Source organism: Hyphomonas sp. UBA4505 (assembly GCF_002388685.1).
GTDB lineage: Bacteria > Pseudomonadota > Alphaproteobacteria > Caulobacterales > Hyphomonadaceae > Hyphomonas.
Genome location: NZ_DGMZ01000012.1, coordinates 17,652 through 41,069, shown reverse-complemented (window position 1 = coordinate 41,069; position 23,418 = coordinate 17,652). Strand labels below are relative to the sequence as shown.

16 protein-coding genes and 1 tRNA gene are annotated in these 23,418 nt (G+C 58.1%); 13 read left to right on the top strand and 4 right to left on the bottom strand.

All coding sequences use genetic code 11. The annotated features are described in order from the left end of the window. Positions 1-39 precede the first annotated feature (39 nt). The gene (gene glpK / locus B3527_RS09270; RefSeq protein WP_290479681.1) at positions 40-1,521 is read left to right on the top strand and encodes a glycerol kinase GlpK; all 1,482 of its coding nucleotides are present in this window, start codon (positions 40-42) and stop codon (positions 1,519-1,521) included. A gap of 72 nt (positions 1,522-1,593) precedes the next feature. Here glpK and B3527_RS09265 read toward each other — a convergent pair whose 3' ends face one another. Beyond that, positions 1,594-3,612 carry an alpha/beta hydrolase family protein gene (locus B3527_RS09265; RefSeq protein WP_206990989.1) on the bottom strand — a complete coding sequence of 673 codons (2,019 nt, stop codon included), beginning with the start codon at positions 3,610-3,612 and terminating at the stop codon, positions 1,594-1,596. 300 nt (positions 3,613-3,912) lie between these two features. On the opposite strand from B3527_RS09265, the gene B3527_RS09260 reads away from it, so the two are divergent. Next, positions 3,913-6,903 (top strand): TonB-dependent receptor domain-containing protein, encoded by a 2,991-nt coding sequence (locus B3527_RS09260; RefSeq protein ID WP_206990988.1) that lies wholly within the window; start codon positions 3,913-3,915, stop codon positions 6,901-6,903. 139 nt (positions 6,904-7,042) lie between these two features. Here B3527_RS09260 and B3527_RS09255 read toward each other — a convergent pair. Further along, positions 7,043-7,117, bottom strand: a tRNA-Thr gene (locus tag B3527_RS09255). 208 nt (positions 7,118-7,325) lie between these two features. Here B3527_RS09255 and B3527_RS09250 point away from each other — a divergent pair. The 5 genes from B3527_RS09250 to B3527_RS09230 all read left to right on the top strand — a co-directional run bounded on the left by B3527_RS09250 (position 7,326) and on the right by B3527_RS09230 (position 12,136). Further along, positions 7,326-8,531, top strand: coding sequence for a cytochrome P450 (locus tag B3527_RS09250; RefSeq protein WP_290479680.1), 1,206 nt, complete (start codon positions 7,326-7,328; stop codon positions 8,529-8,531). Positions 8,532-8,596: 65 nt separating this feature from the next. Beyond that, entirely contained in the window at positions 8,597-9,877 is a 1,281-nt protein-coding gene (gene murA / locus B3527_RS09245) for a UDP-N-acetylglucosamine 1-carboxyvinyltransferase (protein ID WP_290479679.1), read from the top strand. A 20-nt stretch (positions 9,878-9,897) separates the two neighbouring features. After that, positions 9,898-10,347, top strand: coding sequence for a DUF2948 family protein (locus tag B3527_RS09240; RefSeq protein WP_206990985.1), 450 nt, complete (start codon positions 9,898-9,900; stop codon positions 10,345-10,347). 2 nt (positions 10,348-10,349) lie between these two features. After that, a complete protein-coding gene (hisD, locus tag B3527_RS09235) occupies positions 10,350-11,654 on the top strand; it encodes a histidinol dehydrogenase (RefSeq protein ID WP_290479678.1) in 1,305 nt (434 codons plus the stop codon). Then, entirely contained in the window at positions 11,651-12,136 is a 486-nt protein-coding gene (locus B3527_RS09230) for a UPF0262 family protein (protein ID WP_206990983.1), read from the top strand. Before hisD ends, B3527_RS09230 begins: the two co-directional genes overlap by 4 nt. A gap of 57 nt (positions 12,137-12,193) precedes the next feature. Here B3527_RS09230 and B3527_RS09225 read toward each other — a convergent pair whose 3' ends face one another. Next, positions 12,194-13,696, bottom strand: a complete 1,503-nt coding sequence (locus tag B3527_RS09225; protein WP_290479677.1) for a LytTR family DNA-binding domain-containing protein — start codon at positions 13,694-13,696, stop codon at positions 12,194-12,196. Between the two features lie 137 nt (positions 13,697-13,833). Between B3527_RS09225 and B3527_RS09220 the strand changes: the two genes are divergently transcribed. Further along, a complete protein-coding gene (locus B3527_RS09220; protein WP_290479676.1) occupies positions 13,834-15,303 on the top strand; it encodes an alpha/beta fold hydrolase in 1,470 nt (489 codons plus the stop codon). A gap of 18 nt (positions 15,304-15,321) precedes the next feature. Here B3527_RS09220 and B3527_RS09215 read toward each other — a convergent pair whose 3' ends face one another. Then, positions 15,322-16,752: a L,D-transpeptidase family protein gene (locus B3527_RS09215; RefSeq protein ID WP_290479675.1), complete on the bottom strand. Its 1,431-nt coding sequence runs from the start codon at positions 16,750-16,752 to the stop codon at positions 15,322-15,324. 246 nt (positions 16,753-16,998) lie between these two features. Between B3527_RS09215 and B3527_RS09210 the strand changes: the two genes are divergently transcribed. The 5 genes from B3527_RS09210 to B3527_RS09190 all read left to right on the top strand — a co-directional run bounded on the left by B3527_RS09210 (position 16,999) and on the right by B3527_RS09190 (position 22,147). Continuing rightward, entirely contained in the window at positions 16,999-18,483 is a 1,485-nt protein-coding gene (locus tag B3527_RS09210) for a DUF1593 domain-containing protein (protein WP_290479674.1), read from the top strand. Between the two features lie 102 nt (positions 18,484-18,585). Continuing rightward, positions 18,586-20,289: a class I adenylate-forming enzyme family protein gene (locus B3527_RS09205; protein ID WP_290479673.1), complete on the top strand. Its 1,704-nt coding sequence runs from the start codon at positions 18,586-18,588 to the stop codon at positions 20,287-20,289. A 684-nt stretch (positions 20,290-20,973) separates the two neighbouring features. Further along, positions 20,974-21,501, top strand: coding sequence for a hypothetical protein (locus tag B3527_RS09200; protein WP_290479672.1), 528 nt, complete (start codon positions 20,974-20,976; stop codon positions 21,499-21,501). A gap of 50 nt (positions 21,502-21,551) precedes the next feature. Continuing rightward, positions 21,552-21,725: a hypothetical protein gene (locus tag B3527_RS09195; RefSeq protein WP_290489774.1), complete on the top strand. Its 174-nt coding sequence runs from the start codon at positions 21,552-21,554 to the stop codon at positions 21,723-21,725. Positions 21,726-21,844: 119 nt separating this feature from the next. Beyond that, positions 21,845-22,147: a hypothetical protein gene (locus B3527_RS09190; protein WP_290479670.1), complete on the top strand. Its 303-nt coding sequence runs from the start codon at positions 21,845-21,847 to the stop codon at positions 22,145-22,147. The last annotated feature ends 1,271 nt before the right edge of the window (positions 22,148-23,418 follow it).

Below are 23,418 nucleotides of genomic sequence, written 5' to 3'. Positions count from 1 at the left end.
GCCGGTCCATCCTGCCGGAAACACTGAAGGGCAGGCGACATGGGCGACTATATTCTCGTCATTGATGAGGGCACCACTTCCACACGAGCGATTGTATTTGACCGCGATCTGAATGAGGTCGCGCTCGCACAACAGGAAGTGCCGCTGTCCTATCCGAATGATGGTTGGGTCGAGCAGGACGGCGAGGAGATCTGGGACAAGACGGTGGATGTCTGCCGCAAGGCGATCGCCGAGGCAGGCGGTGTGGACCGCATTGCCGGGATTGGTATCACCAACCAGCGTGAGACGACGCTGGTCTGGGATCGCGCAACGGGCAAACCCATCGCGCCAGCAATCATCTGGCAGGACCGTCGCACGGCCGAGACGTGCGAGGCTTTGCGCAAGGCGGGTCATGAGGCGGCCGTTCAGGACGAGACCGGTCTGCTGATCGATCCCTATTTTTCCGGTACCAAGATTGGATGGGTGCTCGACAATGTGGAGGGTGCCCGAGCCCGCGCCGAAGCAGGCGAACTGGCTTTCGGAACCGTAGAGAGCTTCCTGATCTGGAAACTGACCGGAGGCAATTCGCACGTCACCGATGTCACCAACGCGTCGCGAACATTGCTTTATCGGCTTGGGCTCGGAGATGCTGGCGGATGGAGCGACAAGATGTGCGCCACGCTGAGTGTGCCGATGAGCATGTTGCCGCAGATTCGACAGAATGCTGATGATTTCGGCACCAGTGAGGAAAGCCTCTTCGGCAAGGCGCTGCCGATCCTGTCCGCGGCGGGCGATCAGCAATCGGCGCTTGTGGGGCAAGCTTGCCTGGAGCCCGGTACTGCCAAGATCACCTATGGCACCGGGGCGTTTCTCGTGGCTAACTGCGGTACTATTCGTCCGCAGTCGGCAAATCGCTTGTTGGGTACGGTCGGCTATGAAGTGGCGGGCAGGGGTGCGATGGCCCTGGAGGGCTCAATCTTCAATGCCGGAACCATAGTGCAATGGCTGCGTGACGATTTGCGCCTGATCGAGGATGCGGCCGAAAGTGCGGACGTGGCGGCGGCGCTCAGTGGCAATGACGGGGTCTATATCGTCCCGGCCTTTACCGGGCTTGGCGCTCCGCATTGGGCGGCCGATGCGCGCGGCACGATCAGCGGCATTACCCGCGCCACCAAGGCCGAACATCTGGTGCGGGCGGGGCTGGAATCTGTCGCCTATCAGACGCGTGACTTGCTCGATGCTTTTGAAGCCGATGGCGTTGCGATCAAGGAACTGCGTGTCGATGGGGGCATGGTGGCGAATGACTGGCTGATGCAGTTCACGGCCGACATTTGCGAGCGTCCGATCCTGCGGCCTGACTATCGCGAGATGACGGCGCTTGGGGCCGCAGCTCTGGCGGCTATGCAGCTTGGATGGTTGGCTGCCGACGCGTGGGCCAGCCGCACTGTGCCCGGCACCCGGTTCGAACCAAAAATGGAAAAGACTGCTTCGGCCCGTTTGCGACGCGGCTGGGCGACGGCGCTTCGCAAGACGCTGGCCTGAGCGTTCATCAAGTGAAAACAAAAAAGGGCGGACACGAGGTCCGCCCTTTTCTCATTTGTCGTTTGCGATCACTTACATGCCGCAGGTATTGGTCAGGAAGGTCTCGATTTCTTCCAGAACCTGTTCCTTGTGCTCAGGCAACCATTTGGCGCTCTGGTGACCCATCTGCTTCATGACAAGAAACTTGCTGTCAGGCTGCTTGTCCTTGATGGCATTGTAGAAGTCGCGGCTGTGGAAGATCGGCACGCGGACATCGTAGTCACCATGATAGATCAGGATCGGGATGTTGATCTTGTCCGTGTTCTTCATCGGGTCCATGCCCTTGACGGTGTCACCCTGAACAATGCGCTGGATGCGATTGTCGCCCCATTCATTGCCGAGCTTTGCAAGGTTCGAAACGCCGGCCCCAGCAATGGCACATTGGTAAGGGCTGTTCGGACGAACGGAAGCGGCAAATGCTGCAAACCCGCCATAGGAATAGCCATGAATGGCGATCTTGTCGGCATCGACATAGCCATTCTCAACCAGCCAGGCTGCGCCATCATCCTTGTCGTCCTGCATCTTCTGGCCCCATTCGCCGTCGCCAGCGCGCCAGAGTGCACGGCCCCAGCCATCACTTCCGCGATATTGCGGCTGCATGATGATGTATCCGCGGCTCGCGAAATACTGCGTCCAGCCTGACGAATCAAACCCGGCGCTATCACGGGCCCAGGGACCACCGTGCGGCACGATGATTGCGCCTTTGGCCTTCTGGCCTTCTTCAAAGCCGGCTGGCAGGGTTATGATCGCAGGGATCTGCAGGCCGTCGCGTGCAGAATAGTAGACGAACTTCGACTTGCCGAGATCCTCTACGTCGATCCACGGACGCTGGGATCCGATGACGGCGACCTTGGACTTGTCGACCAGCAGGAAGTAAGCGGGCGGCATGTCGGCGGCGCTGACCGCAAAGAGGACGCGATTGCGATCTGCCGTATAGTCGCTGATAGCCACATTCTTGCCCGGGAAGGCCGCATCCAGACCATCCTGAATGCTCTTCATCTCAGGATCGAGCCAATAGGTTTCCTGAACAGGGCCGCTGTAGGTAAATCCAAGAATGGCACCGAAGTCCTGCGCGCGATCAGAGAAGATCATGCCCGAGGCGTTGAACTCGGGATGTGCGAATACGGGATCGTCACTGAACGAGTCTGTGGACGCATCATACAGATAGATCGCGACCTTGTCGTCGAACTTGTCGGTCGCGACAAAGTAGTTTTCGGTATCGTTCTGCTTGCCGAGCACTTCCATATTGAAGCGATTGGCAATTTCGGTCGTCAGTGGCTCTTCTATCCGGAAATTGCCGTCATTATCCAGCAAGCTGATATATTGGCGCCAGGCACCATCTTCATATTCGAGTTCCGTCCGTGCAACAGGCTCACCGGTTCGGGTGCTGACTTCAATTTGCTGCGTATCGCTTGCCTTGAAGAGGAATTTCTCGCGGCCATTCGAAAGATCATGTTCGAAATAGCTTGTTCCGTTCTTCGTGGAGGTACGGCGAAGGACGATCTTGGTTGGATCGAGCGGAAGCAGTGAGGCAATGCCGGTATCGCCTTCCAGTTCGAAACAGCGGAGCAACATCTTGTTTGCGCCAATTTCAGCGCGGCCATCCGGGAGGTCATCAATCTTCTTGATGCGCTCGTTCCCCATATAGACCTTTTGAAGGTATTTCTTGGTCGAGCCGGTTGTCTTGCCTTCGCCACAGCCTTCAAGGGCGCCGATATAGGGCTGGACCGTGAACCAGAGGGACTTCTTGTTCTTCAGCGCGCTTGCCCCGTAGAATTTGGTCTTTCCGCTGGAAGGCGTGATGTTCGAAGGGACGAGCGGCTTGGTGGTATCAATCTCGCCAGACAGGTCCCAATAGGCTGCTGCGCGCGCATCGCCATCCTTCGAGGGATCAGCAATCACGCCGACCAGCATGTCACCCTCAAGTGACATGGAGACGCTGGAAACCGACGGGAATTTCGCGAAGTCTTCTGCGGTCACCGGTTCAGCCTGTGCGGCCAATGATCCCGCAAGCGCACTGATCATACCAGCCGCCAAAATGCGATAGCGCATCAATGTATTCCTCCGAATTGGTTATGTTTACTATTTAAGTCGGGGCGGGGAGCGTCAAGCACGGTCATGCACTTATGCGACAAGAACCCGTCCGCAACTTATGGGAGCATGGCAAGATTGTGTCCCAAACAACACAGTTTGGTGGCAGAAAGTGCCTCGTGGGTGAAATTTGTGTCATGAAATCTTGTCACTTCCAAAACCGACGTTCAACGTAGCGGCAAGGCCTGCTGTAAATGCGGGTGCTGGGTGGAAAACACCGGGCTAATAGGTGAGCAAAAACATATTTCAGGGGAAATACTGATGAACAAACGACTGTTCCGTCGGTCGGTTTTCGGCAGTGTCGCTGTAGGCGCACTTGTCATTTCCGGCGCGGCTCAAGCCCAGGACGCAGATGCAGAATCTGAAGACGTTCTGGAAATCATTGACGAGGCTCCTCAGGATGAGTCCCGCCAAGAGAAGATCGTGGTTACCGGCTCCCTGCTGGCTCGCGATTCGTTCTCCTCGTCTTCGCCGATTCAGGTGATCACGGCCGAAGTCGCAACGCTCGAAGGCCTGGTCGATACGGCCGCGCTTCTGCAGGGCTCTTCGCTCGCATCGGGCTCGACCCAGCTGAACAACACATTCCAGAATTTCGTCACCAATGGTGGTGTCGGTACGCAAACGCTCGACCTTCGCGGTTGTGGTGACACGCGTACGCTGGTTCTGGTCGACGGTAAGCGCCCAGGCGCTTCAGGTACGCGCGGCGCAGTTTCCGCACTCGACCTGAACGTCGTTCCACAGTCCATCATCTCCCGCGTTGAGATCCTCAAAGACGGTGCTTCGACCATCTATGGTTCGGACGCTGTTTGCGGCGTGGTCAACATCATCACACGTGATTCCGTGGATGACCTGGAACTGAACTTCAATGTCACTCAGCCCTTCGAAGAAGGTGGCGAGCAGTATTCCGCCAGCGCGGCATGGGGTTTTGAACTTGGCGACAATGCGGCATTCACCCTGTCGGCTGAGTATCGTCTCTCCGAAGAGCTCGACGCCAGCCAGCGCGATTACCTGTCCTGCCCACGCGATCTCGTGCGTGACCCGCAGACGGGTGGCCTGATTGACCGTCTGAACTATTCGGCTACGGCGACAGACCCGCGCAACACCTGTAGCAATCTGTACCACAATACGGCCATCGACCTGTTCTCAGGTGAGCGTCTCGTGCCTTCCCCGGACGGTGTGACGGGCGCGACGGCTTTTGGTGGTTCGATCCCGGGTTACCGCCCACGCGTCGGTACGGGCTATCTGGCCAGCGGCCAGCCATACTATGAAGACATTCTCGATGCGGCCTTCCTGGACAACTCGGACTTCATCCCGCGCAACGAGAACATTTCTCTCTTCGGCTCTGCCGACGTGACCTTTGCCGGTGTCGAATGGGATACGGAACTTCTCTTCAGCCGTCGTACGACGGACATCGAAGGTTGGCGCCAGTTCTTCCCGATCGTTGGCTCTTCACAAACGCCGTTTGGTGTTCTGCCGCAGTATGGCTACATCGCTGATCCGACCTATTCGAATGACATGAATTCGCTGGTCCAGATCGTGGCACCATTCCCGACGACCGATAAGGTTGAAGTCGACTACTTCTACGGCAGCACGTCGTTCTCCGGCGGCTTTGCTCCGGGCGTTCTCGACGCATGGTCCTGGAAAATCGATGGCACCTATTCGCGCGGCGAAGGTACCTACGAAGGCAACGAGATCCTGATCTCCCAGTCGGGTGACTGGAACTATGATGGCGTCGACTACAACGATGATGGCGTCCCAGACCTGGTTGGTCCTCCAACCATCAACCTGCTGGACCCTGATATCCTCAGCGGTGCTGCTGTAAACGACCTGGTTGCGGCCATTGGTGGCTACCAGACTGGTGAAACGGTCTATGAGCAGACCACTTTGACCGCGGTCGTTGCGGGTGAGCTGTTCGAACTGCCAGCTGGTCCAATCGGTCTCGGCATCGGCGCTGAATATCGCGAATTCAGCATTGATGACACGCCAGGTGAACTGACCCAAAGCGGCGACATCTGGGGTTCTTCGACTGCAGGCCCGACCCGTGGCGAGAACACTGTCACCGAACTGTTCGCTGAAGTCGAAGTGCCGATCTTCAAAGGTCAGCCTTTTGCTGAAGATGTTACGTTCAACGGTTCTGTGCGTGGCTTCGAATACGACATCGGTGGTTCCGACTCGATCTACAAGGTCGGTCTGAACTGGCAGGTCAACCCGATCCTCCGGGCACGTTCGAGCTTTGGTACATCTTACCGTGCACCAGCGCTGTTCGAACTGTTCCTTCAGGACCAGACCGGCTTCGTATCTCAGACCTCGGTCGACCCATGTATCAACTGGGGCGATACCACTAACCAGAACATCCGTACCAACTGTGCAGCCGCAGGTATTCCTGACGACTTCACAGGCGGTCTCGGCGGTTCTGCTCTGATCACGACCTCTGGTGGTGGCGATGAGCTTGAATCCGAATCCGGTGAAACCTTCACCGCGGGTATCATCCTGACGCCGACTTTCGCCAACCTGAACATCGCGATCGACTACTACGAAGTTGAAATTCAGGACCAGATCACAAGCCTGAGCGGTGCTCAGATCGTCGGCGGTTGTTATGCAACAACGACCTTCCCGAACGATTTCTGTGACCTGTTCGAGCGTGATTCTGCGACGTCGCTGACGCCGTTCCAGCTCGACAACATTCAGGCCCTTACCCTGAACGTTGACTCCCAGCAGCAGCGCGGCATCGACCTTGAAGTTCGCTACGAAGAAGACTTCAACTTCGGTACGCTGACTGTCGAAACCTCGATGAACTGGGCTCTGGAGCGTTACATCAACGTCTTCGGTTCGGACTTCGTCTCGGGTGTGGAAGACAACGACTTCAACGGCACAATCGGTTATCCGAGTGTCGTAGGTGATGCGAACATCCGTTTGGACCGCGGCGACTGGACCTATTCCTGGTTCACGAACTTTGTTGGCCGTCAGGACAACAACCGCAACTTCAACGACGACCTGAACGAGCCAGCGGCCTATTTTGGTCTCGAGGGACAGTACAAGGTCTTCACCGAAGCTCAGTTCGAACATGGTGCTTCTGTCCGCTGGACAGGCGACACATGGACGATCACTGGCGGTATCCGCAACATCTTCGACGAAGCGCCACCGCAAGTGTCTGACATTATTCAGACCAGCGCAGGCAACACGCCGCTCAGCGCAACGGCTTACGACTATCGCGGTCGTCGTGCCTTCGTGAGCGTGTCCAAGACCTTCTAGGGTCGAAGACAAGTCCGATATTGCGAAAGGGCGGACCATATGGTCCGCCCTTTTTGCATTTGAGGCTGAATGCGATGGACAAACAGCCCGCCCGCGCCGGAAGACGCGCGCTCAGTGTCGCTGATTATCGGGAAATTCCTGGTGCCGCGAGGGAGAATTGAACTCCCGGCCTCATCATTACCAATGATGCGCTCTACCACTGAGCTACCGCGGCATTGCAGGAATGGAAAGCGGGCTTTAGCTTATGCAGACTGACATGAAAAGGCCGTTTTGCTGCGAAAAGCACCTCATATGAAAGACAAGGTAACAGGACAGGATAATGCCGCACGCCGGGCCGAGGCTCTGCGGGCGAATTTGCGACGCCGCAAGGCGGCTACGCGCAAGGCAAAGGCGCCCCCGGCTGAGTCGGATCCAGAGAAGAAATGAGCCTGCCGCTCAACTCTCAGGCTTATCTGCGTGGGCCGCACGGCTTTCTCGCTGCGGCCAGGGAAGAGAGCCTGTTCGTTCGGCAGAAACTGCCCTTTCTGGGCAAGTGCACGCTGGTGCTGGGCCATGCTGAATGTCTGGAATTCCTCAAGGATTCGGATCGTTTTGCGGTGGACGCGCGAAACGCCGGGTTTGATTCACCGTTCGGCCTCAGATTTCTGCCCAAATCCCTGAAGACGCTGTCCAACAATCTGCTGTCGCTGGATGACCCTGACCATCTGCGCTTGCGCCGTCTGGTCGACCAGCCCTTCCGGCGCGTCTCGATCGACGCATTGAAGCCGCGTATTCGCGAAACCTGTGATCGGCTGGTGGCGGAGATGGTTGAAGCAGGCGAAGCGGATCTGGTTGAGGGGCTGTGCCGACAGCTGCCATTATTGGTGATCTATGACCTGCTGGGGTTCTCGGGCGAGATTCGAAACAAGCTTGATTCCGTCCTGCATGGCCTGACCGCGACAGCGAACATATTCAATGTGCTGCGCGGCCTGATGAAGCTTGGCGCGGTTCAGAGAATGCTGGCGGAGGAATTCGAGCGCGTCCGGCATGAACCCGGGCCAGGCCTCGTCACCGAACTCGTCCATGCTGAAGCCGATGGCGACCGCATGAGCAATGATGAGTTGGTTGCCATGGTGTTTGTCCTCTTCATCGCCGGACATGAGACGACGAAGCACCTGATCTCGTCAGCTGTCTACACGCTGCTGACCGAGCCGGACGCAGCGGATCAGTATCGGAGCATGGATGACGATGCGCGCGGCATCGCCGTGGATGAGCTCATGCGCTACTGCGCGCCGGTGCAGATGACCAAGCCGCGGCATGCACGCGAGGATCTGGAATTCCACGGCTTGTCAATGAAGCGCGGCGAACGCCTTGTTGCCTTGCTTGCGGCGGCCAATATTGATCAGCGTGTGTTTGAGGGCCCTCGAAACCTGGACCTGACCCGCAGGCCCAATCGCCATCTTGGATGGGGTGGCGGGCCGCATATCTGCCTCGGCCTCCACTTGGCACGCGCCGAAGCGCAGGCGGCGCTCGATTGTCTTCTGGACGGCTGGCCGGGCCTCGCCCTGGGCATTGAGCCGGAACAGCTGAAGTGGATTCCGCGCTCCGGCTTGCGGGGGCTTAAGCAACTGCCGGTAATATTTGGATAAAGTCTGTGCAGCCTTGCCACATTCAGGCCCTTCCAAAGCCGCGAAGCGCTGTATAAGGGCAATCCATGGATAAATTGCACATCAAGGGCGGCGCTCATCTGAATGGCCGCATTCCGGTTTCTGGCGCGAAGAACTCCGCTCTGAAGCTGATGGTCGCATGTTTGCTGACTGACGAGCCCATCACGCTTACCAATATGCCGAATCTGGCTGATACGCGCTTCCTTGCGCAATTGCTGGAAACGCTGGGCGTTGAAGTCTATTGGCCGAAGGGCGATTCGACCTGTCATCTGAACGGTGCTGAGCTGAAAAGCACGATCGCGCCATATGATCAGGTCCGCAAGATGCGGGCGAGTTTCAACGTGTTGGGGCCTCTGATTGCGCGTTCTGGCCATGCAACAGTCTCGCTGCCGGGTGGCTGTGCCATTGGTGCCCGACCGGTTGATCTGCACCTGCAGGCTCTGGAAGCGATGGGTGCGGATCTGCGTGTGGAGCAGGGTTATGTGAAGGCCGCCGCCATTCATGGCCTGAAGGGCGCGCACATCAATTTTGCCATGCCGAGCGTGGGTGCGACCGAGCATGCCATGCTGACTGCGACGCTTGCGCAGGGCGAGACCGTTCTGGAGAACGCCGCCCGCGAGCCGGAGATCGAAGATCTTGCGGTTTGCCTGAACTCCATGGGCGCGAAGATCACGGGCGCTGGCACGTCCAAAATTTGCATCGAAGGCGTCGAGAAACTGAGCGGCACGACGCATTCCGTCATGCCGGACAGGATTGAGGCGGGAACATATGCCATGGCGGCTGCAGCGGCCGGCGGCGATGTCACGCTGGAGGGCGCACCGGTGGCGGCCCTTGGTGCAATGATTGGCAAGCTGAGAGAGGCTGGCGTCACGGTCGAGGCCGACGAGGCCGCGGCCACTCTGCGCATCGTGCGGAATGGCTCGCGGCTCAAATCCGTCAGCGTATCGACCCAGCCGCATCCAGGCTTCCCGACTGACCTTCAGGCTCAGTTCATGGCCCTGATGAGCCTCGCGGACGGTACAAGCATTATTCGCGAAACGATTTTCGAAAACCGTTTCATGCATGCACCGGAACTCTCGCGTCTTGGCGCAGACATCACAGTGCGTGGGCAGGAGGCGGTCGTGAAAGGTGTACCTCAGCTGACCGCAGCGCCAGTCATGGCGACAGATTTGCGCGCATCGGTCTCTCTTGTGATTGCAGGGCTTGCCGCAGAGGGGGAGACTGTGGTGAACCGTATCTACCACCTCGATCGTGGATTTGAGCGGCTGGAAGCGAAACTTAACGCCTGTGGCGCTAGCATTGAACGCCGATCCGAGGACGAAGACTAGGAATTGCTCAAGGGGCACTGATGGCTGATCACAAACCACTTCGTCTTCTCGCCGAAACGGCCGAGGATCTGGAAGTTATTTCCGCCGCCATTCAGGACAGTGTCGTGAAAGCGGGGAACCTGAAATATGAGTCCCGCCACAACCGGTTTGCGCTGGAGATAAACCGCTTTCGCTGGGAAGCGGGCGCGAAACGCGGCGACGGCCAGCGTGTGCGGTCGCTGCTGGCCTTCGATGGCGTGCTGGGCGCGAAGACCCGCGCTGTCACCAAGACAGACCCGGAAATGATCCTGTCGCTGTTGCAGGTGACCTTTACCCCGGCAGATGAGCCGCCGGGTGGAAAGATCACGCTGATCTTCGCAGGCGACGGAGAAATCGTCCTTGAGGTTGAAGTTCTGGATGCAACCTTGCTGGACAGTGACTATGTGTGGCCGACGCGCCGCCTTCCGAGCCACGAGCGGCGCCGGAGATAGACATGGTCCGCAGGTTTTTTGCCTCAAACGACGCCTTCAATGGTGAATTCGCCCAGTTCCTGGAGCAGGAACGCGGCACGGGTGAAGACGTTGCGAATACCGTAACGGGCATCCTGAAGGATGTGCAGGCACGCGGCGGCGAGGCCGTGGCCGAATACACGGCCAGGTTTGACGGTCTGCAACTGGACCCATCGACGCTGACATCCGACAATGTGAACCTGCACAGCCTGGCCGCGCAATGCCCGGCTGATTTGCGCGAAGCCATCGATTTTGCGCATGATCGGATCGCCACATATCATGCGGCGCAGCGGCCCGCAGACCACAGTTTTACCGACTCAGCGGGAGTAGAGCTCGGCTGGCGCTGGACGGCGCTGGAAAGCGTCGGCGTCTATGTGCCGGGCGGCCGCGCGAGTTACCCCTCTTCGGTCCTGATGAATGTCGTGCCGGCCAAGATCGCCGGCGTTGAGCGCATCGTCATGGTTGCGCCCGCGCCCCAGGGCGAGCTGTCACCCGCGGTTGCATACGCCGCGCTGAAAGCTGGCGTTGAGGAATTTTACCCAATTGGTGGGGCGCAGGCCGTTGGCGCGCTGGCTTTTGGCACGTCAAACATGGCCCCGGTCGACAAGATTGTCGGCCCTGGCAATGCTTTCGTCGCAGAGGCCAAACGCCAGGTATTCGGGCGCGTTGGCATAGACACGATTGCCGGCCCGTCAGAGATTCTGGTCATCGCAGACCATACGGCAAATCCGGACTGGATTGCCGCCGACCTGCTGTCTCAGGCCGAGCATGATCCCAGCAGCCAGTCGATCCTCATTGTTGTGGACCAGGCTGTGGGGGATTCTGTGGAAGGGGCTGTGGAAAACCAGTTGAAAACCCTGCCCACGGGCGAGCGAGCACGCGAAAGCTGGATGAACAATGGCGCAATCGTCGTCGCACCTGATTTGCCTGCTGCAGCCTCTATCGCGAACCGCATCGCGGCTGAGCATCTGGAGCTGGCCGTGGAGGACCCGGATGCCCTGTTGCCACTGATCCGCCATGCCGGTGCGGTCTTTCTGGGCCACTATACGCCCGAGGCGTTGGGCGATTACGTCACCGGGTCGAACCACGTCTTGCCGACCAGCCGCGCCGCGCGCTTCTCGTCAGGCCTTGGTCTGTATGACTTTCTGAAGCGGATGAGTGTTCAGCGTGTGGGGCCTGAGGGGTTTGCCGCGATTGCGCCCGCCGCCTTGCGCCTCGCCGAGGCAGAGCGCTTGCCAGCCCATGCGCGCTCCATCTCCATCCGGTCCAATCAGGGCACGGACGGGTGAGCAATGATCGGCTCATCGGCGTCGATATCGACGATGAGACCCTGGGCGCATCGGGCCCGGACGCCGAGCATGAGCGCCGCGTTGCCATTTTTGATCTGTTGGAAAGTAATTCCTTCAAGGTGATCGGTCAGGATGAGGGACCCTATCAGCTGAACCTGTCCAAAGCCGAGCGTCGGCTCGTCTTTGCCATTCGTACCGAGGCAGGCGAGGAGGTGCACACTTTCATCCTTTCACTCGGGCCGTTCCGGGGCGTGATCCGTGACTATTTCATGATCTGCGACAGCTATTATGATGCGATCCGAACCCAGTCGCCGCACCAGATCGAAGCCATCGATATGGCCCGGCGTGGCATCCATAATGAGGGTTCAGAACTTCTCGCCGAACGCCTTGAAGGCAAGATCGAAGTCGACTTCTCCACGTCGCGGCGGCTATTCACGCTGATCTGCGCCCTCCATGCCGGCCAAACGCGCGCAGCGGGCTAGGGTGGATGTGGCAGGTGTCCTGCCCGGCACTCAACCATAAGATAAATCAACTTGAGATCACTGAAGGGCTGCCTTGATCTTCGGCATGATCCGTCGACTGACAGGGAGCGCATGGTTGGAGTGCAGGCGCAATTCACCTGTGCCGCTCGCATTGCGTTGCAGGCTTTCGATCAGCTTGCTGTTGGCGATGTAGGAGCGATGCACGCGCAGGAAATAGGCGGGCAGTTCGTCCTCGAGGTCGTTCAGCGTTGCGCTATGCAGATGCGTTTCACCACTGGTCAGGACCAGCTCGACGAAGTCTCCCGCACCCTTGATATAGGCAATGTCCTGACTGGATATGCGGTGCGTGCGCCCCATATCCCTGACCGATAGGAACGTCACTGCATCAGAGGTTTCGATCCGGTCGATGACGTATTGCAACCTGTCGGCGCGGCTTTGCTCCTGCTGGCGCGAGGACTCTTCCCTGGCGAAGGCGTCGGCCTGCTGAATGAACAGGAACAACATCAGCGCGGCGATTGCGAAATAGAAATATCGATCCAGGAACTGGCCTGCGGCGAACAGGTTGATCGATGCAAACAAAAGCAGGCAGCCGGCGAATACCAGCGCATCTACCAGCCGTGTCCTGACCGCGGATAGCGCAACACCTGTCGCAAAGAGGGGTGGCGCGAGCAGGGCCAGGCCTGATTTGGCATCAAACCCGCTGGGCAAGACAAGCGCGGCCACCGTGCAGGCGGCGGCACCGCCAACCAGCCACCATTTGATGGCAGGCCGGAAGCGCCAGATCACGAATGTGGCCAGCGTCAGGCCAAAGGTGGCCGACAACCCTGCGATCGCAATCAGGCGTAGGTCATGGATTGGATAGTTGTAGTCAAGCAGCCCTCGGCTGACCTCGACCAGAAGCTGCAACGCGGCAGCCGTCGACATGAGGGCGAGCAGGAGCGACGGCACGCACTGGCGGCCTAGGGAGGCCGTGCGCAAGAAATAGAGCGCCCCAAGGATGAATGCCCCGAAGGTCAGGAAGGAGGGCCAGTACCAGTTCAGCATGCGGTATTGAGGGGACTGGTACCCGTCAAGCGCGACCCGGTGCACGGGAGATGACAGCGTCAGCCAGCCCGAATGGGACGACATCCTCACCGCGAGCGCATTGTCACCAGGGTGCAGCAGATCTGCGGGAACCGGGAAAATCACGTCCATTTTTCCGGGCTTTTCGGCACGGCGATCATCGGCTGGTTGTCCATTTTCGCCGATCTTGACCCCGTTGAGGTACGCATGGCTGGAAGCCTTGGCGGAGACTGACAGGCCCAGAGGACGGTTGGCGGGGACCTCGTCGAGGGTCAGCGTGAAGTACGCCCAGAGGTGACGGCCTTGCGGGTCAATGGTCCAGCGCGGTACTTGCTGGCAATCTGGATGATCTGGCGCAGGAGGTACGGAATCTGCCTGTGAAGCCGGGCAAACGGTCACAAATTGCCGGTGAACGGCAGCGTCGGACTGTGCCGATGCAGGGGGCGCACTCCAGGCGGCGCAACACAGGGCAAACAGGATCGGTACAAAAAATCTCATGCCCACCTGCTTAGGGGATAGGCGGAAGAATCACCAATCCGTTCACAGGATATGCGCTACCGTTCGAAGATGGGCAGGTGACGGGGGCCACCAGAGCCTGTGTGGTGGAGTCTGGTTTTACCGACAGGATCCTTTTTATGCCCAACTTGTTTCGCGCTCCCTTTTTCGCTGGTCTGGTCTTCGCGCTGGCCGCCTGTATGCATGCCGAGCCGGTTCAGCACGCCCAGGCCATTCCGAACGAGACGTCGATCGTGTTCGAGGCATCCGATGCTCAGACGACCGAAGCGTTTCAGGGGCATCTGATGGTGCCGGAAAACCGGAACCAGCCGGACAGCCGTTTGATCCGGGTGGAATATGTGCGCTTTCCGGCCACCGGCAAGAAACCCGGATCTCCTATTGTCTACCTGTCGGGTGGTCCGGGCGGCTCAGGCATTGGAACCGCGAAGGGGCGGCGATTCCCGCTTTTCATGGCGATGCGGGAATTCGGAGACGTGATTGCCCTCGACCAGCGCGGGACAGGCGCGTCAAATGACCTGCCAACCTGCCGCAGCTCCCAATTCGATCCGGACGCGACACCGCTCAGCGATGCGGATTACGTCCTGAGACATAAACTTGCGGCGGAGGAATGCTTGGCGTTCTGGAAGGCGGAAGAAGTCAACATTTACGGCTACACGACGCAGGAAAGCGTTGCTGACCTGGAGGCGCTGCGGACACATCTTGGCGCTGATGCGATCAGCCTCTGGGGCATCTCCTATGGCAGCCACCTCAGCCTGGCTGCCTTGAAATACATGGATGACCGGATCGACCGTGTTGTCTTGGCAAGTGTTGAAGGCCTGGACCAGACCGTGAAGTATCCGGCGCGCACGGATGCGTATTTTGACCGGTTGCAGGCGGTCATTGATGCGGATGCGGACCTGGCGATGCGTTATCCAGACATCAAACACCTCATGCGGCGCGTATTTGCGAAACTTGACGCCGAGCCGGTGCTTCTGTCCGTGCCCCTGAGAGAGGGCAGCTCGGCCCCCTTCTTGTTCGAACGCCGGGATTTGCAGACGCTCACGTCCGGCATGATTTCGGACCCGCAATGGGCGATTCTGGCGCTTGGGATTTTTGAGGAACTCGATGCAGGCGGCGTGGCCGGGATTACGGGCCTGATGTCGCGTTTCCTCGATCCGGGCGCGCCGATTTCCTACCGGCCGATGTCGTTCGCGATGGATATTGCATCCGGCGTCGGAGCGGCGCGGAAAGCCGAAATTGTCCAACAGGCCCAAACCGCCTTGTTGAAGGATTATCTGAACTTTCCGATGCCACAGCTGGAAAGCGTGGTCGACGGTCTCGACCTGGGGGACGCGTTTCGCGAGCCGCCAGTGAGTGATGTGCCCGTCTTGGTGCTGAGTGGTACGCTGGATGGCCGGACCTATCCGGAAAGCCAGCGCGAAGCGGTCGCAGGCCTTCAGAAGGTTCATATTGTGACGATTGAAGACGCGGGGCACAATCTGTTCATGTCTTCGCCCGAAGTCACCAAGGTGATCCAGTCCTTCATGCGAGGCGATACGGTCGGGGTGACGCGTATCAAGGTTGACATCCCCGCGCCCGATTTCGACTGATCTCCCCGCATGGATCGGTCAGTTCGTCGCCAGAAATCCGGGAAGGGCGTTCAGTCCTTTTAGCGCGACTTCGTCCCGTTCGTAGATGTCGTCCAGGTAACGGACTCCACCAGAACCGTCCGGGACGGCGGTAAAATAAAGGATGTGGACTGGGACTTTGTGGGACAGGGTTGCACGGGTCTCCTTTCCGGAGGCGACCGCCTTGTCGATAGCGGCACGGTCCCAGCCAGATGTCTCGGTCAGCAACCAGGCTGACAGGCCGATTGGGTCCTGGGTCCGCAAGCAGCCGGAGGAAAAGGCTCGCTGACGCTGGGCGAACAAGCCGCGATTGGGCGTGTCGTGCAGGTATACATTGTGCACATTGGGGAACATGATCTTCACTTCACCCAGCGCATTCTGGGGGCCGGGGGCCTGACGGATGCGATAGGGGAAAGTGCTCGCCGTGTAGGCGTTCCAGTCGATTGAGGAGATGGGCACGGTCTTTCCGGATGCGTCGCGGACCTCGAACCCCAACCGGGCGACTGATCCGGGATCTTTCTGGAACATGGGAAGCTTGTCGGCCTTGGCCAGGCTGGGTGGTGTCTCCCACCACGGATTAAAGACGATGTATTCCACCTGGTCGGAAAAGACGGGTGTCTTGCGATAGGTCTTGCCGACAATGGTCAAATGCGTGGCCTGAGGCACGCCGTCCTCATAAGCCGTGACCTCAAATCCCGCGATGTTCGCTCTCAGATGGCGCTTGCCGAGATCCGCCGGCAGCCAGCGCCAGCGTTCGAGATTGACGCGGACTTGGGCAATGCGCGCGTCCGGGCCGCGATTGAGCGCCCTCACCGTGGCTGCGCCAGCCACGCCATCATCCTCAAGTCCTTCCAGCACTTGCAGGGTCTCCACTGCAGACACGGTAGCCGTGTCCATCTTGCCGGTGTCGCTGCCGGGCTCCATCAGGCCCAGCTGGATGAGGCGCGCCTGCATTTCGCGTACGCGCGGCGTCTCCATCCCCGGCTTGAGGGCCGGGCCGTCAGATACGCGGGCGATTGGCCGGGCCGCCGTGTCGCGCAGTCGGGCCAGTTCCGATTTCAGCAAGGCATATCCGGGCTGCATGGGGGCGAACTGTTCCAGACTGCCCGATATCGTTCCGGACTCCAGCGCATAGGACAGGACGCTCGCAAAGTCGACTTGCCGCTTTCCGGCCGTCCAGTTCGGCTCGATCGAGACGGGGTCCAGCTTGCCGTACAACATGTGGGCGGCGGCCGACATCCAGGCATCGGTCGCGATCCGGTCGCGCTCGGCTGAAGAGAGGTCCCCGCTCTGAAGCAGAGCCAGATGGTAGTCTGCCGGGTTCAGGCCATGAGTGTTGAGCCGTTCCAATTCCTCCACCAGGGCGGTGATGTCTTGACCGGTCCAGACATCTCCCTTTGCCGTGTCTGACAGGAATTGTTCCGTGGCCATCGGGGCGAGTCCCGGCGCGGCTATCGGAATGTCTGCGAATGCCGGAATGGCGGTGAAAGCGAGGGCGAGGCAGCTGGCAAGAGTGCGGCGGATGGGGGCTCTCCTTGGTTGGTGCTCGTAAGTTTCGTTCTCTGGAGACTATAGGCCGGTTTCCCGCTTCAGCCACCTCCGGATGAGGCGGTGGAGGCGGTTGCCAAACAGGAATGCAGAGGTGATGATATCGCTATCATAAATCGGGAGTTGAACATGTTGGTGCGGAATCTGGCGGGAATGGTGGCGTGTCTATTGCTTGGGGCGTGTAGCGCGACGGGACAGAACGCCCCGACAGAGCCGACCGGCGAGCAGGCGAGTCGCGCTGTTGCCAGCAAGCACCGCGTCGTGATCCTGACGGATATGGAAGCCGATCCGGACGACACCCAATCGCTGATCCGTCTCCTGCTCTATTCCAATGAGATCGACATCGAGGCGCTGGTGGCGACCACGTCGATCTGGAAGAAAAAGGATATTCGGCCCGATTCCATCCGCACGACACTTGGAAAGTATGGCGAGGTCTACGATACGCTCAGCCAGCACGCGCCGGATTATCCGACGGAATCCGAGCTGCAGGACCTCGTGATGAGCGGTCAGCCGGGCTATGGCATGGCCAGCGTGGGGACCGGGCAATCGACAGAAGGCTCGGACGCGATCATTCGTCTACTGGAAGCCGAGGATGACCGGCCACTGTGGATCTCCGTCTGGGGTGGCGCGAACACGCTGGCCCAGGCGCTGCATGATGTCCGTGAAACGAAGAGCGACGCAGAGGCTGCGCGCCTGATCTCGAAACTCCGTGTCTATACAATTTCAGATCAGGACGATAGCGGCATCTGGATGCGCCGCGAGTTTCCGAGCCTGTTTTACATCGTCAGCCCGGGCGAGTATGGCCGCTCCACCTGGACCGCTATAACGCGTGGCTTTCCCGGCTTCGAGGACCATATTTCCAATCAGTGGATAGCCGAAAACATCCAGCAAGATCATGGCCCGCTTGGCGCGCGCTATCCGGACGTGGTCTGGGGTATGGAAGGCGATACACCTGCCTATCTCTCCCTGATCCCGAACGGGCTCAACGTGCCGGACCGTCCGGACTGGGGCGGCTGGGGTGGTCGGTACGAACTCTATACGCCGAGTGCGGATGAGATCGGTGTCGGTCCCGGAAAGCTTGGTTCGGGCGGTGTGCCGCTGGACCCGGAACCGCGCCCGATCTGGACGAATGCGACCGACACCTACACGCCTTGGGTGGCGCAGAAGGATGGTCGGGCGATTGGCCCTGCAGAGGAAACCTATCACGACAATCATGTCACGCTGCTGCGGTGGAGAAGCGACCTCCAGCGTGACTTTGCTGCGCGCATGGACTGGACCATTTCATCCTATGAAGACGCGAACCATCCGCCGGTCGTGAAACTGGCTCATGCGCGCCAGCTCACCGCGAAGTCCGGAGAGCATATCGGATTGGATGCGTCTGGTACGTATGATCCGGATGGCGACAGCCTCAGCTATCACTGGTTCAATTATGCCGAAGCGGGGACGTTGGAGGCGCCCATAGACATGGGGCACGCCGTCAATGATTTCGATATCTGGTTCCAGTTGCCGGAGGTGGAACAGACGGAAATTGCGCACTTCATCGTGAAAGTCACCGATAAGGGAACGCCATCGCTGACACGCTATGAACGGGTGATTGTCACAATCGAGCCCTAAGCTGAGGAAAGTTCAGGTAAAACGGGCAAGGCTTGCCCCAGCGTCCGGTCTTTGTGACGTAGCGACACCGTGTATGATCGGACAAAACGATCCGGAGGAAACATGCACTACACCGAACTCCTGAAAGCACGGGAAGAACTGACAGGCCCCGGCGGCGAATTCGAGATCGTCGAGGCCGAAGTTCTGGGCAACCGGCTCCGCGTCTACAAGAACGCCCCGCCCAGTGTGCGGGAAGTCTGGCTGTCGACGCTCCAATTCCCCGAACGCGACTATCTGGTCTACCAGGATGAGCGTTGGACTTATGCGGATGCACATCGCGATGTGGCGTCGGCCGCCGCCTGGATGTTTGACCAGGGCGTAAAGCCCGGCGACCGTGTGGCGATCGCCATGCGCAACTATCCTGAATGGATGCTGCTATATTGGGCCTGTGTCTCGGTTGGAATTGCCGTGGTTGGCATGAATGCCTGGTGGACACCTGAGGAAATGGAATACGCGCTAAAGGACTCCGAGCCCAAGATCCTGTTTGCGGACTCAGAGCGGCTGGAGCGGGTGCTCGCCATTTCCGGCGCGGCCGACAAGATGAAGATCGTCGGTGTACGCGCGCCGGATGCGCCATCGCCTGTCATCCAATGGTCAGACGTGTTGGCCCATGGCGGCGCATTGCCGGATGTCAGTGTCGACCCCGACGCGGATGCGTGCATCTTCTATACATCCGGCACGACCGGTTTCCCGAAAGGCGCACAGCTGACCCATCGGGGCTGTGTGTCCAACTTGCTGAACATGGCATTTGCGGGGGCTTCCACCCAACTCGCGACCGCGCGCGCCACGGGGGAAATGCCACCCGAAGAAGCGCCGGTTCCGGTTGGCCTGATCACGACGCCGCTCTTCCATGTCACGGCGAACAATTGCGCCGCGTATCTCATTACCGCTGCGGGCGGCAAGATCGTGCTGATGTATCGCTGGGACGCGGGCGAGGCGCTGAAACTGGTTGAGATCGAGAAGGTCACGGCGATGAGCGGCGTCCCCATCATGGCCCGCGAACTGATCAACCATCCAGACTTCGAAAAGACAGACACGTCCAGCCTGGCAACGCTGGGCGGGGGCGGCGCGCAATTGCCGCCGGACCTTGTTCAAAAGATCGACTCCACGGTGGCAACCGCCCGGCCGAATACCGGTTACGGCATGACCGAAACCTGCGGCATCATCACATCTGTTGCGGCCGACTTCTTCATCGACAAGCCCGACAGCGCTGGCCCGGCCATGCCCAATTTCGAGGCCAAGTGCGTCAATGATCTTGGTGAGACCGTCGCGCAGGGCGAAGTTGGCGAGCTGTGGGTGCGCGGCTCTTCGGTCATCAAAGGCTATATCAATCGACCTGAGGCGACGGCAGAATCGATTACCGATGGGTGGTTGCATACCGGCGACATTGCCCGGATCGACGAGCATGGTTTCATCTTTATTGTGGACCGCAAGAAAGACATGGTGCTGCGCGGCGGCGAGAACGTCTATTGCGCCGAGGTCGAGGCGGCGATCTATCGTCACCCGTCCGTGGCAGAGTGCAGCGTCTTCGGCGTACCGGATGACCGGTTGGGCGAAGAGGTCGGCGTGGCCGTCGTGCTGAAACCGGGCGAAGACCTGGCTGCCGTTACCCTTCGTGAGCATTGCGCGGGCATCATGGCGAAGCACAAGGTGCCGCGTTATGTCTGGTTCCTCACTGCACTGCCGCGCAATGCCAGCGGCAAGTTCATCAAGCGCGACCTGAAAGAACAGCTGACCAAGGAACTGGATAGCGCAGCGGCGAACTAGCGCCTGACAGTAGCGATTATTTTGAGCAAGCCCTCCAGCCTCTGGGGGGCTTGCCTCGTTTTGGGGAACGCCATTCTGCCGCGCGCCAGGAATGGCGACCCCGGCAGGATTCGAACCTGCGACCGTCCGATTAGAAGTCGGGCGATAGTTCAATGAAAACAATGTCCGACTGTGTAAAATATCCGAAATCAATTCGAATGATTTCAATGTGTTACGGTCGCTATGTAAAAATTCAGGCGAGGGGTTTGAGCCAACTTCGCGCTTTCCAATGGGGATGAACTGCGGGTCGTTTCGTACCGCATTCGGAGCATACTACACGGTCACAAATCGAAACTACGGTGTCAGTTGAGCGAAAGAGCGATAGCGCTAGGTCAGCCTGGTGCCTGCATCGAGGATTCGAGCAGACAACTCGAAAATCGATGATCTCACCGCGTTTCTCTATTTCGTTGATAGTGGGAAGCCGTGTCATGAGGTTCAGCATGATTGCCGACAATGAGCATTCCAAGATCGCCTATGCGACTATGCACAACTAATGCAGCGTTTCCCCCTGATATTCTCTGCACGGCACGGCGATGCACGATTGGCACGTTCTATGCATAGTTAATTTAGTGAAAGGAACACGGTACAATGCCAACGAATAGGGATCGGATTGCAGAAAAGAACAAGTTGGACGTCCCGTCTAACATGTCTGTCACTGAACCAACTGATGCTCCATTCGGACCGATTGCGCGGTGGCTTGCCCGAAATGCTCGGCGCGCCCTGATCGGTGATGAAAAGCAAAGCGGTGGCATACTGGGTCACGAGAGACTTTCACCGCGCTTGGAAGGTTGGATTCAGAAAGCCGGTTTCGACGATTATTCGCTTTCTCGCTACGTGGAAGGTGCAACGAGTTGGGCGACCGCTGACCCCAAAGATTTTCGTGCAGAAGCCAACAATCGGATCAAAGAGCAGCACGCAAGATACTGTAGCGTTTTGAAGCCTCTTTTTGAATTGGTCATTCTTGATGGGCACCCGAATGGCAAAATGCTAACCAAGCACTTCGTTCTCAAAGAATCTTACGAAATCTTGGTTGATTGCTATGCAGGCGACGACGACAAGGAAATCTTGGCACAGCGAATTAGAGACTCAAACGTGTTGCCCGATCCGTTACCCGTGTTTGGAACATTCGAAGGATGGTTCCGGGGAACCAACTTGGAAGCATTGATAAAGTAGCCGGACTCAGACTCCGGAATCATGAGCATAGCTTGCCCTAGGAATAGGGCATGACGAGCCCCTCAACACGTTGCCTCTTAATCCGGAAAATGCTGGATGAACTGAATCAGCGCTATGACGCCGCCACGGTTCGTGGCGAATCCGATGTGTATCTAGCGCTATGTCGCTTCAAGATTGATGAACTACAAGCCGCCCTTGCGCGAGAGGAAAAGCGCGCGGCATGAAGATCAACGTCTTTCATGTAAAGCCCCCCCATCGCATTTTGTGTCAGGGGTGCCTGAAAACGCGCCCCGCGATTGTATACGTTACGCATGATCGGAAGATGGTTTGCAAGCGTTGCTGCTTGCGCCTAACGAATAATCCCGATGCTGTTGAAGACGCCTGGTCTTCGATGGCTCGAAAGCCTGTTCGGGATCGGCCGGTAAACCCGCCGAACGGTTGGTACGTCACGAACAGCGCGCGATGGTGTCTCGACTATGCGGGGCACTTCTATTCGCTGTTCCCCGCTGAAGACGAAACGGGTTGGACCGTATCGAAGCGCGTTGGCAAAACCAAATTCGAAGTATTGGGTGTGATACCCAGCCTGGCCGACGCCAAGCGTTGGTGTGAGTCTCAAATTGCTGCGGCTGTCCCAGCCCAGCTCTAATCTAAAAAATTTAAAGAAAACAACGTCACACGGCGCACAATGCTGCACAAATCGCTATTTGTGCGCTAATAATTTACACGATGCATTGATTTTATTGAATTTTTTGAGATTCAGCGCGCACAAGATTTGGCAAGTGTACTGAGTAGCGCGGCTGCTTCGCAGGATGCTTAGCACCGCGCGCGTTTGGACACTTACCAGAATTGTTCCGTCTTTACAATGAGTATGAAAGGACAAATTGCCCAAGTTTGGTTCGAGCCAATCCTGGCGCGCTAAGTAGCGATTTGGAGGCGGCGCTGGACAAAATCTTTGGTAGAATGAATTATCAACATTTCGGAGTGATGCTCTATTTGATTCATGTGTAGAATTGGAGTTTGCGTGAGCATGTCATGGCAGACGGTTTGGGCGCAAAAAAGTGTTCCGGTGATTTGGCGTAGAAGCCCCCCGATTTGGGTGCGTCTACCTTATCTCAAAGGGAATCGCGAGTGGATGCGTCCTGATAGAGGGCATCAACCTGAGTGGAACAAACCCCAAAATCGTTGGCAAGTGCCTGCTTCTTGGTTCAATCAGCTCGTCGACAAATGCTTGGATAGGTTCGGGGCGGTTTATATAATCGAGCCTCACCGCCCAATGATGAAGTGCGCACCTGCTTGTCGTGATGCAAAGGGTCATATCTGCGAGTGCTCTTGTTTGGGTGCAAATCATGGCAGTAATCATCATGCCGGTTGGTACGATGTAAGTGAGACCTTTTCATTCAAATATGGTCAGTCCGAACTAATGAGCCGCCGTCTGACTAAGCGCTAGGGTTTCCGCGACACTCCGTTGTTATAAGGTTGAAGGATCTGAATAGGAAAGCGGTGAAGCAGTGACTGGCAAACTCAAAACTATTCTCAGCGGTGTGACTTTCTGGTCAGTGCTTGTCTTCCCGCTGATCCTAATGTGTATAGTTTTGATATTTTTGCTCATTACCAATGTAAATGCTGGGTTGTCCGCGATACTTCTACTTGGTGGGGGAGCAACAGTTTGTGCTCTCTTCTCAATTGGGCTCGCGTCAATCTATTTCGATATTCGATCTGATCATCGAGAAATCGAGAAGCAGCGTAAGCAGAGACACACTAAATAAGACCTCACTCGGATGCTACCTGCCATGATCTGATCATCGCTGGTTGCTTTCTCGACCTTTGGGGGTCGCGCAGTGGGGCGCAACAGAGTGTATTCGAAAAGGTAGGTGAACTATGTGTGGTATCGAATGGTGCTCATTCTCATGGGAAGCG

What these genes read in the sequence shown, in the direction of transcription:
- B3527_RS09195 (WP_290489774.1), top strand. Translation starts at nt 21,552, where the DNA reads ATGACGAGCCCCTCAACACGTTGCCTCTTAATCCGGAAAATGCTGGAT.
- B3527_RS09220 (WP_290479676.1), top strand. Translation starts at nt 13,834, where the DNA reads ATGCCCAACTTGTTTCGCGCTCCCTTTTTCGCTGGTCTGGTCTTCGCG.
- B3527_RS09240 (WP_206990985.1), top strand. Translation starts at nt 9,898, where the DNA reads ATGGCTGATCACAAACCACTTCGTCTTCTCGCCGAAACGGCCGAGGAT.
- B3527_RS09265 (WP_206990989.1), bottom strand. Translation starts at nt 3,612, where the DNA reads ATGCGCTATCGCATTTTGGCGGCTGGTATGATCAGTGCGCTTGCGGGA.
- B3527_RS09205 (WP_290479673.1), top strand. Translation starts at nt 18,586, where the DNA reads ATGCACTACACCGAACTCCTGAAAGCACGGGAAGAACTGACAGGCCCC.
- B3527_RS09215 (WP_290479675.1), bottom strand. Translation starts at nt 16,752, where the DNA reads ATGGCCACGGAACAATTCCTGTCAGACACGGCAAAGGGAGATGTCTGG.
- B3527_RS09260 (WP_206990988.1), top strand. Translation starts at nt 3,913, where the DNA reads ATGAACAAACGACTGTTCCGTCGGTCGGTTTTCGGCAGTGTCGCTGTA.
- hisD (WP_290479678.1), top strand. Translation starts at nt 10,350, where the DNA reads ATGGTCCGCAGGTTTTTTGCCTCAAACGACGCCTTCAATGGTGAATTC.
- B3527_RS09210 (WP_290479674.1), top strand. Translation starts at nt 16,999, where the DNA reads ATGTTGGTGCGGAATCTGGCGGGAATGGTGGCGTGTCTATTGCTTGGG.
- B3527_RS09250 (WP_290479680.1), top strand. Translation starts at nt 7,326, where the DNA reads ATGAGCCTGCCGCTCAACTCTCAGGCTTATCTGCGTGGGCCGCACGGC.
- B3527_RS09225 (WP_290479677.1), bottom strand. Translation starts at nt 13,696, where the DNA reads ATGAGATTTTTTGTACCGATCCTGTTTGCCCTGTGTTGCGCCGCCTGG.
- murA (WP_290479679.1), top strand. Translation starts at nt 8,597, where the DNA reads ATGGATAAATTGCACATCAAGGGCGGCGCTCATCTGAATGGCCGCATT.
- B3527_RS09200 (WP_290479672.1), top strand. Translation starts at nt 20,974, where the DNA reads ATGTCTGTCACTGAACCAACTGATGCTCCATTCGGACCGATTGCGCGG.
- glpK (WP_290479681.1), top strand. Translation starts at nt 40, where the DNA reads ATGGGCGACTATATTCTCGTCATTGATGAGGGCACCACTTCCACACGA.